General features: G+C 63.3%; 16 protein-coding genes. 12 read left to right on the top strand and 4 right to left on the bottom strand.

Features of this window, described 5'->3' with window-relative positions; translation table 11 throughout:
• The first annotated feature begins 143 nt into the window (after nt 1–143).
• Nucleotides 144–1,880, top strand: coding sequence for a chemotaxis protein (locus QTL96_RS26405; protein WP_289729798.1), 1,737 nt, complete (start codon nt 144–146; stop codon nt 1,878–1,880).
• 15 nt (nt 1,881–1,895) lie between these two features.
• Here QTL96_RS26405 and QTL96_RS26400 read toward each other — a convergent pair whose 3' ends face one another.
• Together QTL96_RS26400 and QTL96_RS26395 are read right to left on the bottom strand one after the other, a co-directional pair.
• Nucleotides 1,896–2,978 carry a tetratricopeptide repeat protein gene (locus QTL96_RS26400; RefSeq protein WP_289729797.1) on the bottom strand — a complete coding sequence of 361 codons (1,083 nt, stop codon included), beginning with the start codon at nt 2,976–2,978 and terminating at the stop codon, nt 1,896–1,898.
• 10 nt (nt 2,979–2,988) lie between these two features.
• The gene (locus QTL96_RS26395; RefSeq protein WP_018899703.1) at nt 2,989–3,642 is read right to left on the bottom strand and encodes a thiamine phosphate synthase; all 654 of its coding nucleotides are present in this window, start codon (nt 3,640–3,642) and stop codon (nt 2,989–2,991) included.
• Nucleotides 3,643–3,749: 107 nt separating this feature from the next.
• Between QTL96_RS26395 and QTL96_RS26390 the strand changes: the two genes are divergently transcribed.
• Both QTL96_RS26390 and QTL96_RS26385 read left to right on the top strand, forming a co-directional pair.
• Nucleotides 3,750–4,514, top strand: coding sequence for a sulfite exporter TauE/SafE family protein (locus QTL96_RS26390; protein ID WP_289729796.1), 765 nt, complete (start codon nt 3,750–3,752; stop codon nt 4,512–4,514).
• A 68-nt stretch (nt 4,515–4,582) separates the two neighbouring features.
• Entirely contained in the window at nt 4,583–4,843 is a 261-nt protein-coding gene (locus QTL96_RS26385; protein ID WP_018899705.1) for a metalloregulator ArsR/SmtB family transcription factor, read from the top strand.
• Between the two features lie 156 nt (nt 4,844–4,999).
• Here QTL96_RS26385 and QTL96_RS26380 read toward each other — a convergent pair whose 3' ends face one another.
• The gene (locus QTL96_RS26380; RefSeq protein ID WP_018899706.1) at nt 5,000–5,173 is read right to left on the bottom strand and encodes a DUF465 domain-containing protein; all 174 of its coding nucleotides are present in this window, start codon (nt 5,171–5,173) and stop codon (nt 5,000–5,002) included.
• A 229-nt stretch (nt 5,174–5,402) separates the two neighbouring features.
• Here QTL96_RS26380 and QTL96_RS26375 point away from each other — a divergent pair, with 229 nt between their 5' ends.
• The 7 genes from QTL96_RS26375 to ggt all read left to right on the top strand — a co-directional run bounded on the left by QTL96_RS26375 (nt 5,403) and on the right by ggt (nt 11,254).
• Complete coding sequence (locus QTL96_RS26375; protein WP_018899707.1) at nt 5,403–5,606, top strand: YdcH family protein; 204 nt, start codon at nt 5,403–5,405, stop codon at nt 5,604–5,606.
• A 37-nt stretch (nt 5,607–5,643) separates the two neighbouring features.
• Complete coding sequence (purE, locus tag QTL96_RS26370) at nt 5,644–6,138, top strand: 5-(carboxyamino)imidazole ribonucleotide mutase (RefSeq protein WP_018899708.1); 495 nt, start codon at nt 5,644–5,646, stop codon at nt 6,136–6,138.
• Nucleotides 6,135–7,208 carry a 5-(carboxyamino)imidazole ribonucleotide synthase gene (locus tag QTL96_RS26365; RefSeq protein WP_289729795.1) on the top strand — a complete coding sequence of 358 codons (1,074 nt, stop codon included), beginning with the start codon at nt 6,135–6,137 and terminating at the stop codon, nt 7,206–7,208. The genes purE and QTL96_RS26365 overlap by 4 nt, the downstream gene beginning before the upstream one ends.
• Before the next feature lie 177 nt (nt 7,209–7,385).
• Entirely contained in the window at nt 7,386–7,511 is a 126-nt protein-coding gene (gene ykgO / locus QTL96_RS26360) for a type B 50S ribosomal protein L36 (RefSeq protein ID WP_003566454.1), read from the top strand.
• A 107-nt stretch (nt 7,512–7,618) separates the two neighbouring features.
• A complete protein-coding gene (locus tag QTL96_RS26355) occupies nt 7,619–8,251 on the top strand; it encodes a hypothetical protein (protein ID WP_018899710.1) in 633 nt (210 codons plus the stop codon).
• A 105-nt stretch (nt 8,252–8,356) separates the two neighbouring features.
• Nucleotides 8,357–9,436, top strand: a complete 1,080-nt coding sequence (locus QTL96_RS26350; RefSeq protein WP_289729794.1) for an alpha/beta hydrolase — start codon at nt 8,357–8,359, stop codon at nt 9,434–9,436.
• A gap of 72 nt (nt 9,437–9,508) precedes the next feature.
• On the top strand, nt 9,509–11,254 hold the full coding sequence (gene ggt, locus QTL96_RS26345) for a gamma-glutamyltransferase (RefSeq protein WP_289729793.1): 1,746 nt from the start codon (nt 9,509–9,511) through the stop codon (nt 11,252–11,254).
• Nucleotides 11,255–11,284: 30 nt separating this feature from the next.
• Here the strand turns inward: ggt and QTL96_RS26340 are convergent, their stop codons facing one another.
• A complete protein-coding gene (locus tag QTL96_RS26340; RefSeq protein WP_289729792.1) occupies nt 11,285–12,121 on the bottom strand; it encodes a hypothetical protein in 837 nt (278 codons plus the stop codon).
• Nucleotides 12,122–12,150: 29 nt separating this feature from the next.
• Here QTL96_RS26340 and QTL96_RS26335 point away from each other — a divergent pair, with 29 nt between their 5' ends.
• Together QTL96_RS26335 and QTL96_RS26330 are read left to right on the top strand one after the other, a co-directional pair.
• A complete protein-coding gene (locus QTL96_RS26335) occupies nt 12,151–13,254 on the top strand; it encodes a helix-turn-helix domain-containing protein (protein ID WP_289729791.1) in 1,104 nt (367 codons plus the stop codon).
• 69 nt (nt 13,255–13,323) lie between these two features.
• Complete coding sequence (locus QTL96_RS26330) at nt 13,324–14,298, top strand: threonine/serine dehydratase (RefSeq protein WP_289729790.1); 975 nt, start codon at nt 13,324–13,326, stop codon at nt 14,296–14,298.
• Nucleotides 14,299–14,526: the final 228 nt, after the last annotated feature.

The following is a 14,526-nucleotide window of genomic DNA, read 5'->3' as shown; positions in this document are numbered from 1 at the left end:
AGCGCTTTTCCGAAACGCGCCTCGTGCAATTCACGCTATGTTAAGCACAACGTTGACGAGTCTGGCGTGTTTACTCCGCGTTTCCATGATGCCCGTAAAAATGGTCCCGAACCTTGCTGAGGTTTTAAGTAAAGGACAATAAAATGACGAACGGGGCGACATCGGCAGTGACTGCATTCCAGGCATCTGGATCAGCCATCAGCCAAACACTGGAAGCAGCGCGCAGCAAGGTCGAGGAGCGCTTTCTCGAAGGCGGTACCGTCCTGCTTTCGGTCATGGACGTCCTCAACCGATTGTTGAGCTCGCTCGATAACATCACCAAGGCGCTGGACGCCGGCGAGAATGGTGATGCCGGCGCGGAACTACGCGCAACGGTCAAGAGCCTCAGCGATCTCCCGACCGCCGAAAAGTCCCGCCGCGAAGCGCTCTCGTCGCTCGCCGAAACAGGATATTCGCTGCGCCGGCACGTTTCCGACATGCAGGAAACCATGCGCTACCTGCGCACCTTCGCCGTAACCGTGAAGATCACCGGCGCCGGCCTTGCCGAGTTCGCGGGCTTCGCCCAGGAAATTCTGGAACGCATCTATTCCGGCACCGATGAGGTCAACCGCTTCGCCGGCCGGATCGAGGAGCTGGAAAAGGAAGTGAAGCTCGCGCTGACCTTCGGCACCGACGTCTCCAAGAGCTACGCCGACACCGTCCCCGCCGTGGCAAGCGCGCTTGACGGCGACGCCCGCAAGATCGCCGAACACCGCCAGAACCTGAGCGCCATCGCCCGCGACGTTGGCGCGGTCGCCAGAGGCGTACAGAGCAAGGTCGCCTCGACCCTGTCTGCGCTGCAGATCGGCGACATCACCCGGCAGCGCATCGAGCATGTGCAGAGCACCTTCACTCTGCTCGACGAGTTCCTCGACAGCGAGGACAGCCGCGGTCTGAACGCCGACGCCCGCGCGCGCCTGCAAAACGTCATCCAGCACCTGACGGCGGCGCAGATGAACGAGATGTGCCGCGATTTTCACCGCGATTCCCAGAATGTCGTGAAGACGATCGCCAGCTTCGGCCACGACACGCAGGAGATCCTGCGGCTGCGTGACCAGATGAGCGGCGGCGGCCAGGGCAACTTCATCCGCGCGTTGGAATCCAGCGTCTCGGCCGCGCACGAGATCGTCAAGCAGGTCGACGCCGTCACCCTCAAGGCCGACCAGGTCAGCCAGTCGACCCGCGACACCACCGCCAAGCTTCTGGAAGCGATCGGCAACATCAAGGCGGTGAAGACCGACATCCATTACATGGCGCTGAACACCAATCTGCGCTGCAGCCGGCTTGGTGAAGCCGGCAAGTCGATCAACGTCGTCACGGCCGAGCTGCGCATCTTCGCCGGCAAGCTGGATGACAGCGCCGACGCCATCGTCAACGGCCTGCCGGCGCTGGAGGAAGCAGCCGGCCGCGTGGCCCCGTCGAGCGAGACGGCATCAGGCGGTCTCGCCGAAAACCTGACGACCGCCGTTGCAGATATCCGCACCGCCGCCGATACGATGGAAGCCGAACTGAAGACACTGTCCGAACACGGCCGCGAGGTCGCCGGCAAGATCAACCTGTTGATCGGAACGCTGGATTTCCAGAAGGATCTCGGCGATGTGCTGGCGGGCTGCGCCGATACGCTGGAAGATGCCGCCGGCGCCGAGATCGCCGATATCTCTGACTTGGCCGAGGCCATCGCCCCGCTCGACCGAAAGATCTTCAAGCTTTATACGATGGTGCAGGAGCGCAACGTCCACCGCGACATCATCGCAGCGGTCGAAGAGACGGCAGCAGCCGAGCCAGAGCCGGTAAATGCTGCGACAAGCGACGAAGACCTTTTCGAGGACGCGCTCTTCTAAAACGTTGGAGCGCGGTCAGCGCAGGCGGCGGAACTTGTTGGCGGCTTCGATCCCCGCCTTCTGCTGCTCTTCCTCGATACCGAGGTAGAAATCCTCGAGCGCCGGGTCGGGCAGACCGGCACGGCGCGAGAGCACATACCACTTGGCAGCCTCGACAGGATCCGGCTTCGTGCCGAGCGCGTTGATGTAGAGATGCGCCAGCTTGTTCTGCGCAACCACATTGCCGTCATTGGCGGCGATTCTCAGCCACTGAAAGCCCTTTTCGAAATCGCGTGGGCCATTGGTTCCGTTGACGAACCAGACGCCGAGATCGAGCTGCGCGGTGTCGAAACCGGCATGCGCGGCGCGCGCCATCCATTCGCGGGCAAGCTGCTTCTTCTCGGGCGGCAGGTCGGGCAGCGACGAGTAGATCTCCGCCACCGCGTATTGCGCGTCGGCGACGCCCTTCTCGGCCGATTTTTCGTAGAATGGCAGGGCGAGCTTCAGACCCTTGTCGCCGGGATTGTCGGCCACCAGGATCTGCCCCCAGTTGAACTCGGCCGACGCATTGCCGGCCTCCGCCGCCTTGCGCATGTAGTTGTCGGCAAGCGTCTTGTCACGCTTGACGATGCGGCCTTCCATCAGGATGAGCGCGTATTTGAACATCGCCGCCGGATCACCGCCCTCGGCGGCCTTCCCGTACCAGAAGGCAGCCGCCTTCGCGTCGCGCTTGACGCCGAGGCCATCGGCCAGCAGTTCGCCCATGAGCGTCTGCGCCGCCGCATCGCCAAGCTGCGCGCGAGGCAGCGCAATCCCCATCGCCGTCAGATAGTAGCCGCGCTGGTAGGCGCCATAGGCGTCATCGACCTTGCCGTGATAGTCCTTCTCGGCTGGCAAATCAGGCAGCTTCGCGCCCATGCGATCGAACACGCCGACACCGGTGGACGGTGTTACCCCATCCGGTTGGGCGCGGCCTGATTTCAATGTCTCAGGCGCGCCGGTAAGCGGTCGCGTGACCATATTGTGGACCTGCTGGGCCGATGCGCCATGCGCGAAAACCGCCACACATGTGGCGGCGGCAAGAAGAGAAAGGCGCAAATGGCGTGTCAGCATGGGCATGAGGGCGATATCAACCCTCAAACCGTGGCGCTTTTTCGTCAAGAAGTGCGTTGATTTCGGCAACGACAAGGGCCGCGCGCGCCGGCTCGCCGAAAACGGCAAGACGCATGGCCACGAATTCCGCCCCGCTCTCGGCAACGGCAAGCGCCGAGGCCGGATCGGTGCCGCCCATGACGATGCACGGGATTTCGATCATCGAGGCCCACCATTCGGCAAGCGCCAGGTTCTTCGGATGCGCCTCCGGCTTGATGTCGCCTTCCAGCTTGCCGAAGAAGACATACTCCGGGCGCTCCTCGCCGATCTCAAGCGCATGATGCCGGTCGGCCGCATTGCCGCCGCCGACGATCAGCTTGTCGGCATATTTCTCGACCGCCTCGGAAATCTCCGCGGCACCGCCGGTGATATGCAGGCCATCCGCCTTGGTGCGGCCGACGACCCGGCTGTCGCCGGCAAGCAATGCCGCGGCACCCGCGTTCTGCGCCAGCGGCACGATCTTTTCGGCATGTTTCTGAAACTCGCCGTCCCCAAGCCCGTATTGCGGCAGGATGATCGAGGCGACATCACCGCCCTTCAGCGCATCGCCGACGATTTTCGCCTGCTCGTCGGCATCGGCGATATCGGGCACGATCAGCACCAGGCGGCAGCGGTTTTCAGGTTCGCTCATGAACTCTTTCCATTTCCAGCGGATTTCGCCGTTTGCCGGCAGCTCCGCACTCGTTTTGTGTGAGTAATTCCGTTAGACCGGGCTGGCAAGGGGAGGACTTCAAAAGCATGCCGATGGACGTGTCATTTTACTACGCCGCCATTCCCGCCGTCATTCTGGTCGGTCTCGCGAAGGGCGGTATGGGCGACGCCTTGTCGCTGATTGGATTGCCTTTTCTGGCTCTCGTCGTCTCCCCCGTGCAGGCCGCCGCCATCCTGCTGCCGATCCTGATCTTCATGGACATGATATCGCTCGTCATCTGGCGCAAGCATGGCGATTGGACGACGCTGAAGATCATGCTCCCGGGCGCGCTAGCCGGCATCGCGCTCGGCTGGGCCACCTCAGCACTGGTTCCCGGCAGCGTCTTGCGCGTCGTCATCGGCGTCGTCACCATCCTCTTTTGCCTGCGCTATTTCTGGAACAACTTCGGCCCCGGCAGAGGAAAGATCGTGCCGCCGCATGGCCAGCGGCCGGTCCGCGCCGCGCTCTGGGGCACCTTTTCCGGTTACGGCAGCTTCGTCGCACACGCCGGCGGCGCGCCGTTCCAGATCTACGTGCTGCCGCTGCAGATGCCGCCGCGCGAGTATACCGGCACCAGCGCCCGCTTCTTCGCCATCCTCAACGCGGTCAAGCTGATCCCCTATTTCGCGCTCGGCCAGCTCGACACCCAGAACCTCGCCGCCTCCGCCACGCTGCTTCCCTTCGCGCCCCTTGCCACCCTCGCCGGCGCCTGGTGCGTGAAGCGCATGCAGCCGAAAATCTTCTATCCATTCATGTATGCGATGGCGCTGATCGCGGCCGTCCTGATCGCCCGCGAAGGCCTTGGATTTTAGGCTTTAAGGGCCTTGCTGCGGCGCACAATTCGCTTGCCCTAATTCTCCGATTGACGTAGCTTTTCGCCATGTCGAACGTGGACCCTTTCACTGCGATTGCCGACCCTCACCGGCGCTTCCTGCTGGAGGAATTGCGACGCTCGCCGCGCACCGTCAACGAGCTCGCCGAAGGCCTTCCGATCAGCCGTCCGGCCGTCTCCCAGCACCTCAAGGCACTGCTCGATTGCGACCTCGTCTCGGTCACCGCCGATGGCACGAAACGCATCTACGCGGTCAACAATCGCGGCTTCGACAGGCTCAATCTCTGGCTGGATCAGTTCTGGGCATAACGCCATCCGGACATGAAAACGCGCCGGCTGCGACCTTTTCGGCAACCGACGCGCAGGAACATTCCAACGGACGCGACAGACTACTAAACAACTGGTTATATTGCGATATTTACCCTTTGAATCGCGTCGACCACGCCCTGTAACGTTCTATCCTGCTTAGTGTACGGATGATTTGAGACGCTCAATCTCGTCTTTGATGCGCAGCTTCCTGCGCTTGCACTCGGCAACCTCACGGTCGTCTCTGGAGGGGGATGCCATCAGTGAATGGAGCTCGTCTTCGAGAGCGCCATGCTTCTTCTGGAGTGATTCAAGATGAGCTTGAACAGTCATATGACCCTTCCTTCCTCTAGCCTTTCTCCAGCCAACACCGCCGGAGATCCAAGGCGTCAACCCTCAAACTGTGACACATTTTTGAAGGCTTGTCGAAGGCGAAAACAAGGAGAGAGCGTGGCAAATTCATGATCGAGACTAACTAGCCGTTACCGCTATTTGGTGATAGGAGCTTGCAAAAATTAGCGACAGGCCGGAGAAGGTCTGAAGACGATCATGGGGAATGCGTATGCCGGATCAGGAACAGGCGGAAGTCAGGCTCATGGTGGCGCGCCTGCGCCAGGAGCATGAGGACTACGATGTCGCCATCAACGCCATGATCGCGACTGGCTGCGATGCCCTGCGCGTTCAGCGCATGAAGAAAAAGAAGCTTGTTATCAAGGACAAGCTGTCGAAGCTCGAAGACCAGATCATTCCGGATATCATCGCCTGAAGCCCGGATATCATTGCCTGAAGGAAGTGTCGTGACGATGACAGACAGACCGACCGTTGCCATCATCATGGGAAGCCAGTCCGATTGGGAGACCATGAAGAACGCCGCCGATACGCTGGAGGCGCTCGAGATCCCCTATGACGCCAGGATCATATCGGCACATCGCACGCCCGATCGCATGGTCGAGTTCGCCAAGGGTGCGAAGTCGGAAGGCTTCAAGGTCATCATCGCCGGCGCCGGCGGCGCCGCCCATCTTCCGGGCATGACCGCCGCGATGACCCCTCTTCCTGTTTTCGGCGTTCCGGTGCAGTCGAAGACGATGTCCGGCCAGGACAGCCTGCTGTCGATCGTGCAGATGCCCGGCGGCATCCCGGTTGGAACGCTGGCGATCGGCAAGGCCGGCGCCATCAACGCGGCGCTTCTTGCCGCCGCGGTTCTGGCGCTGTCGGACGAAGACCTTGCCGACCGGCTTGACGAATGGCGCGAGAGCCAAAGTGCGGCGATCGCCGAATACCCGATGGACGACCTATGAGCATGACAACGATCGGCATCATCGGCGGCGGCCAGCTTGGCCGCATGCTGGCCATGGCTGCCGCCCGCCTGAACTTCCGCACCATCATTCTCGAGCCGCAGGCCGATTGCCCGGCAGCGCAGGTCGCCAACCGGCAGATCGTCGCCGCCTATGACGATCCAGCCGCACTTGAGGAACTGGCGACCGTCTGCGACGTCGTCACCTACGAATTCGAGAACGTCCCCGTCTCCGCAGCCGAAGCGTTGGCGCAGACCGTGCCGGTCTATCCGCCGCCAAAAGCGCTGGAAGCCGCCCAGGACCGTCTCGTCGAAAAGCGCTTCATCAATGATTGCGGCATTCCGACCGCGAAATTCCACGCTATCGACAGCCAGGCCGACCTCGAGGCCGCCCTTGCCGATTTCGGCGGCCAGGGTGTCTTGAAGACCCGCCGCCTTGGTTATGACGGCAAGGGCCAGAAGGTGTTCCGCTCGGCTGCCGACAGCGCCGATGGCGCCTTTGCCGAACTCGGCGGCGTGCCGCTGATCCTCGAAAGCTTCGTCGCCTTCGAGCGCGAGATCTCGATCATCGCCGCCCGCGCCACCGACGGCACCGTCGCCTGCTACGATCCGGCCGAAAACGTGCACCGCAACGGCATCCTGCACACCTCGACGGTTCCGGCGTCGATCACCGACGCCACGGCCACAGCCGCGCGCGATGCCGCCGAGAAGATCCTCTCGACGCTCGGCTATGTCGGCGTCATCGGCATCGAGTTCTTCGCGCTCGCCGACGGCAGCCTGATCGCCAACGAGATGGCACCGCGCGTGCACAATTCCGGCCACTGGACGGAAGCCGCCTGCGTGATCTCGCAGTTCGAGCAGCATATCCGCGCAGTCGCCGGCCTGCCGCTCGGCAACGCGGATCGCCACTCCGACTGCGTGATGCAGAACCTGATCGGCGACGATATCCTTGCTCTTCCGGACTGGCTGAAGCGGCGCGACACGCTGGTTCACCTCTATGGAAAGACGGAATCGAGACCCGGCCGCAAGATGGGTCACGTCACCACGCTTGCCAGCGCACGGGCGGGGAAATAAGGGGTTTTCCCCTGACAAAACCGGCCACTGCCACGGGAAAAACACCTTCACGTGGTTGACACAGACAAGAGGCCGGGTTATCTGCACGCCCAACCTGAAGAGCGCGCCCTGAGCGCGCTTTTGAATGTAATAGATACGGGCGAATGTGAATTCCCCCCAACATCGCGGATCAAAACAATGAAGATCAAGAATTCGCTCAAGTCGCTCAAGGCTCGTCACCGTGACAACCGCCTGGTTCGCCGCAAGGGCCGCATCTACATCATCAACAAGCTGAACCCACGCTTCAAGGCTCGTCAGGGCTGATTTGGCTGGCCGGATGGCTCGGCAGCGTTTACGCGCCTGAGCCTGTCCGGAAGGGTTCTTTTGTGATCCCGTTAAAGTGTTTTGATCTTTCGCGTTGGCGGGCTATTATGCCCGCCATGCGTTTTTTGGCTATGACCTGCGCGGCACTGCCGCTCTCCCTCGCCCTGCTCTCAGTTGCCTTGCCTGCCCATGCGCAGGAACCCGCGCCCGCGCGGGACAAGGAAAAGATCGTCGAGCAGCAGGCCGCGAACCTCTCGCCAAAAGAACATCTCGATCAGCTTTTCGCAGCACTGAAGCGCGAGCGCGACGCCGACAAGGCCGATAACATCGCCAACGAGATCCGCGCCGAATGGAACGATTCGGGCAGCGCTACCGTCAACCTGCTGATGCAATGGGCCGACAAGGCGATCGAGGAGAAGCGCAACAGCGCCGCACTCGATTTCCTCGACCAGGCGATCGCGCTGAAGCCCGGCTACTCCGAGAGCTGGAACCGCCGCGCCACGCTGAACTACACCAACGGCGCGATGCGCAAATCGATGTCCGATATCGAACATGTGCTCGATATCGAGCCTCGTCATTTCGGCGCTCTCGCGGGCATGGCCTCCATTCTTGGCGACAGCGGCAACGACCAGCTTGCGCTGAAGGCATGGGAGCGTTTCCTCGAAATCTACCCCGCCAACCGCAATGCGCAGGAACAGCTGAACACGCTCTCCGAAAAGCTCGCCGGCAGCCGCACCTGACATATTACTGTGTGACAGGTTCCCCTCTTGCCCGGCCCCTCTTGAAGGTGAACCGCGCGAGCCAATCTAACGTATGGTCCGTTAGTCCCTTCCGCAGGTCGCACCATGCTTACCCTCGTCTCCGCCCTCCTCGCCCCTCTGGCCGCAGCAATCGGCTACTCTTCCTATAAGGCCCGCCAGTTCGAGCAGGCCTATCCCAACATTGGCGAGCTGACCGACATCGGCGGCTACCGCATGAACGCCGTCCACATCGAGCGCCCCGAAACCGCCGACCTGCCGGCGCTGGTCTTCATCCATGGCGCCAGCGGCAACCTGCTCGACCAGATCGGCGCCTTTCTGGAGCCGTTGCGAGGCCGCGCCGAAATGCTCTTCGTCGATAGACCCGGCCACGGCTATTCCGAACGCGGCGGACCGGATAACGCCCTCCCCTCAGGCCAGGCGGACGCCATCGCCGCGCTGATGGAAAAGCGCGGCATCGACAAGGCGATCATCGTCGGCCATTCCTTCGGCGGCGCCATCGCCGCCGCATTCGGCGTTCGTCATCCGGAAAAGACGGCCGGTCTGCTCTTCCTGGCGCCTGCCACGCATCCATGGCCCGGCGGCATCGATTGGTACTATCACGTCTCGACAGCCCCGGTGATCGGCTGGCTCTTCAACCACGCACTGGTCGTGCCGCTGGGCTTGCGGCGTCTGGAACGCGGCACACTCAACGTCTTCCGCCCCAACCCGCGACCGGCCGATTACATCATGAAAACCGGCCCCTCGCTGGTGCTGCGCCCCGCCACCTTCCACAACAACGCCGCCGACTTCGTGCGCCTGCTTGATTACTTCAAGACCCAATCGCATCTCTATATCAAGATATCGGCGCCCACGGTCATCATCACCGGCGACAGCGACGACATCGTCTGGGAGCACCTGCACTCGCAAGGCTTGGCCCGCGACATCGCCGGCTCCGAACTGGTCAAGATCAAGGGCGTCGGCCACAAGCCCGATTACCTCGCCACCGACGTCGCCATCGCGGCAATCGAGAAGATCTCAGGCTACGACCGCGACTTGCAGGCCGCCGCACGGATTGCCGAGGCAAGACTGGCTTTGCCAGCGCCGGAAGCCAAATTGCCGTCCATCCCGCAGCCGACCCCAACGCCAAAGCCAGTCGCAACGCCGGACCTGCAGGGCACCACTTAGCGCCCGCCGCGCATTGCCTGCCACGCCTGCAACCCCATATCTTCCCCATGTCAGTCCAACGAGGGGAACATCATGGACCGTCTTCACACGAAATCCGCAGCCCTCATCGCCGCCCTGTCGCTGACGCTGGCGCCAATCGCACCGGCACTTGCCGCCTCGCCCGCGCCTGTAGAGGCTGAGCATGGCATGGTCGTCACCGCCCAGCATCTGGCGACCGATGTCGGCGTCGAGGTGCTGAAGAACGGCGGCAATGCCGTGGATGCGGCGGTCGCAGTCGGCTATGCGCTGGCCGTGGTCTATCCGACCGCCGGCAATATCGGCGGCGGCGGTTTCATGACGATACGCATGAAGGATGGCAAGTCCACCTTCCTCGATTTCCGCGAACGCGCGCCGCTCGCCGCCACCAAGACCATGTATCTCGACGCCAAGGGCGATATCGTGCCCCGCGCCAGCCTCGACGGCTATCTGGCCGTCGGCGTGCCCGGCTCCGTCATGGGCTTCGAGACCGCCCGCGAGAAATACGGCACCAAGTCGCGCCAGGATCTCCTTGCCCCCGCCATCCGCTACGCCAAGGATGGCTTCACCCTCGAACAGGGCGACGTCGCCTCGATCGAGAACAGTGCCAAGCGGCTGGCCAAGGACGAGGCGGCCGCCAAGATCTTCCTCAAGCCCGACGGCAAGCTCTTCACGTCAGGCGAGAAGCTGGTGCAGCCTGAACTGGCCTCCGTGCTGACGAGCATCTCCGACAAGGGCACCGACGCCTTTTACAAGGGCATGCCGGCGGACGCGATCGTGAAGGCCAGCCAGGCCAAGGGCGGCATTTTGGCCAAGGAGGATTTCGAGCAATATCAGGTGCGTGAACTGAAGCCGGTTGAATGCAGCTATCGCGGCTATGACATCATCTCCTCGCCTCCGCCCTCCTCCGGCGGCGTCATCATCTGCGAGATCCTGAACGTCCTGGAAGGCTACCCGCTCTCCTTCCTCGGCTACGGTTCCGCCGAGACCGTGCACCTCATGACCGAGGCCATGCGCTACGCCTATGTCGACCGCAACGCCGCCCTCGGCGACCCGGATTTCGTCGACAACCCGGTCACGACGCTTCTCGACAAGAGCTATGCCAAGGCTATCCGCGCCAAGATCGATATCAACAAGTCAGGCACATCCGCCAACCTGAAGCCGCTCGGCGCCAAGGAAAGCACCGAGACCACGCATTATTCGATCATCGACGACGAGGGCAATGCGGTCGCCGTCACCTACACGTTGAACGGCAACTTCGGCGCCGGCGTCGTGGCGCCCGGCACCGGCATCCTTCTCAACAACGAGATGGACGACTTCACCTCCAAGCCCGGCGTCCCCAATCTCTACGGCCTCGTCCAGGGCGAAGCCAACGCCATCGCGCCGAAGAAGACCCCGCTCTCGTCGATGAGCCCCACCATCGTGACCAAGGACGGCAAGCCCTTCATGGTAATCGGCAGCCCCGGCGGCTCGCGCATCATCACCATCACGCTGGAAGCCATTTTGAATGTCGTCGATTTCGGCATGGACATCAGCCAGGCCGTCAACGCCCCGCGCATCCATCACCAGTGGCAGCCCGACAAGATCTATTTCGAGCCCTACGCGCTGTCGCCCGACACGATCCGCGCGCTGATCGCGATGGGCCACACCATGGACGACGGCAGCGGCACGCCCGTCTGGGGCCGGGCCGCCGGCATCCTCGTCGGCGGCAAGAGCCTGAAGGATATCGATAAAGGCGGCGGCGCCCGCTACAACGGCGCCATGGACAGCCGCTCGACCGAAGGCTCGGCCGGCGGCTATTAGGCAATCGCAGCAGGGGAGGCTCCAAGCCCCTCAGCGGATCGTCGTATGCGCGTATTCCGCCTTGATGGTGACGACAGGCTTGGCGCCGACCACGCTCGGCCGGGGGCTGTCGATGAGCGACGCCTTGGCCGTGACGGTGTAATCGACAGGCACGTCCTTGCCGAAGTCGATATAGCTGTCCACCGAATGCGCCTTCACGTCGATCGTCTCGTCGGCGTTGAGCTTGTCGTAAGTCAGATGCGCCCTGAGCGCGGCACTGTCGATGGCAACGTTCGAGGCATGCCCCTGCAGCGTGACGTCTGCCGCCTTGCTCGACAGGCCGAGCTTCGCGAACTCGCCCTCGAACCGCGCCATCACGGCCTGCTGGTTGACCTCGATCGACCCGCCCGGCGGGATGTTGGCGACGACCTCGGGTGAGCAATCGGAAAGATCGAACCATTTCGTGGACGCAACCGCGATCGAAAGCATCGTGCCATCGACCGTCATCCGGCTCTGGTCCTCGCAACCGCTGAAGAACCAGCTCGAGTACCAGCGGCTGAACCACCCGTCGCGCCGCCCGCGCGTCTCGGCCCGATAAGGCTCGTCTGAATTGGCGCTGATCCGGATCGAGCTGGCGTCGCCAGTTATCACGATCGAGCGGATCGCCGAGACGTCGATCGTCTCTCCCGTACGCCAGCCATCGGCATAGCTTGAAACCAGCGTGAACAAGAGAAGCGGTATCGTTATGATGATCATCATGGCAGTCTCCTTGCGTGACACCGCTCCCATCGAGCGGCGGACCCAAGGTCGCTGAGACCACACGAAATCGAGACCTCGATCGCGATCCGGGTCGCCCGCGATTGCGATCGAGGTCATTGTCGTGCTCATATCGCTCTTCTGTTGCTGGATCCGCACCCATGATCTTCGTGCCGCTGCCCTTCGTCGTCACCCTGCTGCTCGCGATCCTGCTTGTCCGGATGGTCAGGCAAAGCGACGGCCTGGCGCCCGAGCGGCGGCCCTTCCTGATCCTGATCGGGCTCTACGCGCTGCAATCGGTGCTGCTCGGCCTGCGCTGGGGCTATGACATCATCGCCCTGATGCCCGGCCAGGCGGTGCTTGCCGCCCTGATCGCCGCCTTCGCCTGGATCAGCTTCAGCAACCTCGCCCGCGACAACACCCTCTCCTGGCTGCGCCTTGCGCCGCATCTCCTGCCGGCCGCCGTCGTCCTCGTGCTGATGATCTTCTGGCGCGGCCCCGTCGGTGTCTTCATCACCGCCACCTTCACGGCCTACGGCGCCGCCCTCTTCTGGCTCGCCCGCCACGGCCCTGATGGACTTATCTCCTCACGGCTCGACGGCGCGCTCCTCTCATACCGCTCGCTGCTGATTACCGCAGCAGCACTGCTTGCCTCCGCCACCGCCGATATCGTCATCAGCTTCGATTTCTATAGAACGGGCGGCGCTCACGCCGGCGCCGTGGTCGCCATCGGCAATGTCATCTCGCTGCTGGCACTCGGCACCGCCGCTGCCATCGCCAGCAGCAGCCAGTCCACAGAATCCGCGTCATCGCCGCCGCCCCAGCCACAGCCACCGGCACCCTCGCCGACAGAGGAAGACGGCGCCATCGCCCGGTCGCTGGACGAGCTCATGCAGTCGCGCGAACTCTACCGCGACCCCGAACTCAATCTCGGCCGCATCGCCCGCCGGATGAACCTGCCCGTCCGCCGCGTATCGATCGCGGTCAACCGAGTGCACGAGGCAAGCGTCTCGCAATATGTCAACGACTTCCGCATCCGCGCCGCCTGCCGGATGCTGGAAACGACCGATGAGCCGGTGACCCGGCTGATGTTCGACTGCGGCTTCATCAGCAAGTCGAATTTCAACCGCGAATTCCTGCGCGTGACCGCCACGAGCCCCACCGAATACCGCAGGCGCCACCAGACCCGGCCGGTCAGCCAAAAGCCCGCGCCGGAACCGGAATTCCTGCCGGCGCCGCAACAGCCGCTTTTCATGTCACCGTGACAAAGCAGCCGTTCACAACGCGAAGGCCGCGTCCTATTCATGACGGCATCATCATCCGAAAGAGCTCCCATGGTCAGCATTGAAATGATCGTCGCCGCCCGCGCCCGCCTGCGTGGACATGCCCGCCGCACCCCGCTTCTTTCCTCTCCGTTTCTCGACGAGATCGCCGGACGCCGGCTGTTCATCAAGGCCGAATGCCTGCAGCACACCGGCTCCTTCAAGTTCCGCGGCGGCTGGTCGGCTGTCTCGGCGCTGGAGCCAGAGGTACGCGCTCGCGGCGTCATCGCGTTCTCCTCCGGCAACCACGCGCAGGGCGTCGCGCTTGCCGCCAAGCTGCACGGCGTCCCCTCCGTCATCATCATGCCCTCCGACGCCCCGAAGCTGAAAATCGCCAATACGCGCGCTCTTGGCGCCGAGGTCGTGCTCTACGACCGCGCCAACGAAGACCGCGACGCGATCGGCGCGCGCCTCTCCGAAGAACGCAGCCTCACCCTGATCAAGCCCTTCGACGAACCCCAGGTCATCGCCGGCCAGGGCACGACCGGCCTGGAGATCGCCGAACAGGCGGAAGAAGAAGGCATGACCGCGGCCGAGGTGCTGGTCCCCTGCGGCGGCGGCGGGCTGACCTCGGGCATCGCGCTGGCACTCGAAGCCCGCACCCCCGCCTTCCGCGTCCGCCCTTGCGAGCCCGAAGGCTTCGACGACACGACCCGCTCGCTGGCCTCGGGCCAGATCGAGCGCAACGCCACGCTATCAGGCTCGATCTGCGACGCGATCATCACGCCGCAACCCGGCAACATCACCTTCCCCATCCTCAAACGCCTCGCCGGCCCCGGCCTCGTCGTCACCGACGAGGAAGCACTCCGCGCCATGGCGCTCGCCTTCACCCGCCTGAAGATCGTCGTCGAACCCGGCGGCGCAGTCGCGCTGGCGGCAGCGTTGTTTCATGGCGAGCAGTTGCAGGAGGATGCTGCGATCGTGGTGACCTCGGGCGGTAATGTGGATGACGAGATGTTTGGCCGGGCGTTGGCGTTGCGGGGGTAGGGCGAGAGGTCGGCGCTGCGGGAGGTAGCTGCGAGACCGAGAGGTCGGCGAGTACGATAGCTGACTAGAAGACCGAGATCTCGGCGGTTGTGTTACCCCCCTCTGCCCTGCCGGGCATCTCCCCCACAAGGGGGGAGATCGATCCGTGGCCCGCTCTCCATCCAAACATCGAGGTAGGAGCGAGCGGCGGCCCCTAGCCAATCTCCCCACCTGTGGGGGAGATGCCCG

The sequence above is a fragment of the Rhizobium sp. S163 genome (assembly GCF_030380805.1).
Classification (GTDB): Bacteria; Pseudomonadota; Alphaproteobacteria; order Rhizobiales; family Rhizobiaceae; genus Rhizobium.
The sequence above is the reverse complement of the archived record's forward strand: the minus strand, read 5'-3'. Positions and strand labels throughout refer to the sequence as shown.

Bases quoted from the DNA above. Each gene is read 5' to 3' on its own strand.
- QTL96_RS26405 (WP_289729798.1), top strand. From the start codon at position 144: ATGACGAACGGGGCGACATCGGCAGTGACTGCATTCCAGGCATCTGGA.
- QTL96_RS26400 (WP_289729797.1), bottom strand. From the start codon at position 2,978: ATGCCCATGCTGACACGCCATTTGCGCCTTTCTCTTCTTGCCGCCGCC.
- QTL96_RS26395 (WP_018899703.1), bottom strand. From the start codon at position 3,642: ATGAGCGAACCTGAAAACCGCTGCCGCCTGGTGCTGATCGTGCCCGAT.
- QTL96_RS26390 (WP_289729796.1), top strand. From the start codon at position 3,750: ATGCCGATGGACGTGTCATTTTACTACGCCGCCATTCCCGCCGTCATT.
- QTL96_RS26385 (WP_018899705.1), top strand. From the start codon at position 4,583: ATGTCGAACGTGGACCCTTTCACTGCGATTGCCGACCCTCACCGGCGC.
- QTL96_RS26380 (WP_018899706.1), bottom strand. From the start codon at position 5,173: ATGACTGTTCAAGCTCATCTTGAATCACTCCAGAAGAAGCATGGCGCT.
- QTL96_RS26375 (WP_018899707.1), top strand. From the start codon at position 5,403: ATGCCGGATCAGGAACAGGCGGAAGTCAGGCTCATGGTGGCGCGCCTG.
- purE (WP_018899708.1), top strand. From the start codon at position 5,644: ATGACAGACAGACCGACCGTTGCCATCATCATGGGAAGCCAGTCCGAT.
- QTL96_RS26365 (WP_289729795.1), top strand. From the start codon at position 6,135: ATGAGCATGACAACGATCGGCATCATCGGCGGCGGCCAGCTTGGCCGC.
- ykgO (WP_003566454.1), top strand. From the start codon at position 7,386: ATGAAGATCAAGAATTCGCTCAAGTCGCTCAAGGCTCGTCACCGTGAC.
- QTL96_RS26355 (WP_018899710.1), top strand. From the start codon at position 7,619: ATGCCCGCCATGCGTTTTTTGGCTATGACCTGCGCGGCACTGCCGCTC.
- QTL96_RS26350 (WP_289729794.1), top strand. From the start codon at position 8,357: ATGCTTACCCTCGTCTCCGCCCTCCTCGCCCCTCTGGCCGCAGCAATC.
- ggt (WP_289729793.1), top strand. From the start codon at position 9,509: ATGGACCGTCTTCACACGAAATCCGCAGCCCTCATCGCCGCCCTGTCG.
- QTL96_RS26340 (WP_289729792.1), bottom strand. From the start codon at position 12,121: ATGAGCACGACAATGACCTCGATCGCAATCGCGGGCGACCCGGATCGC.
- QTL96_RS26335 (WP_289729791.1), top strand. From the start codon at position 12,151: ATGATCTTCGTGCCGCTGCCCTTCGTCGTCACCCTGCTGCTCGCGATC.
- QTL96_RS26330 (WP_289729790.1), top strand. From the start codon at position 13,324: ATGGTCAGCATTGAAATGATCGTCGCCGCCCGCGCCCGCCTGCGTGGA.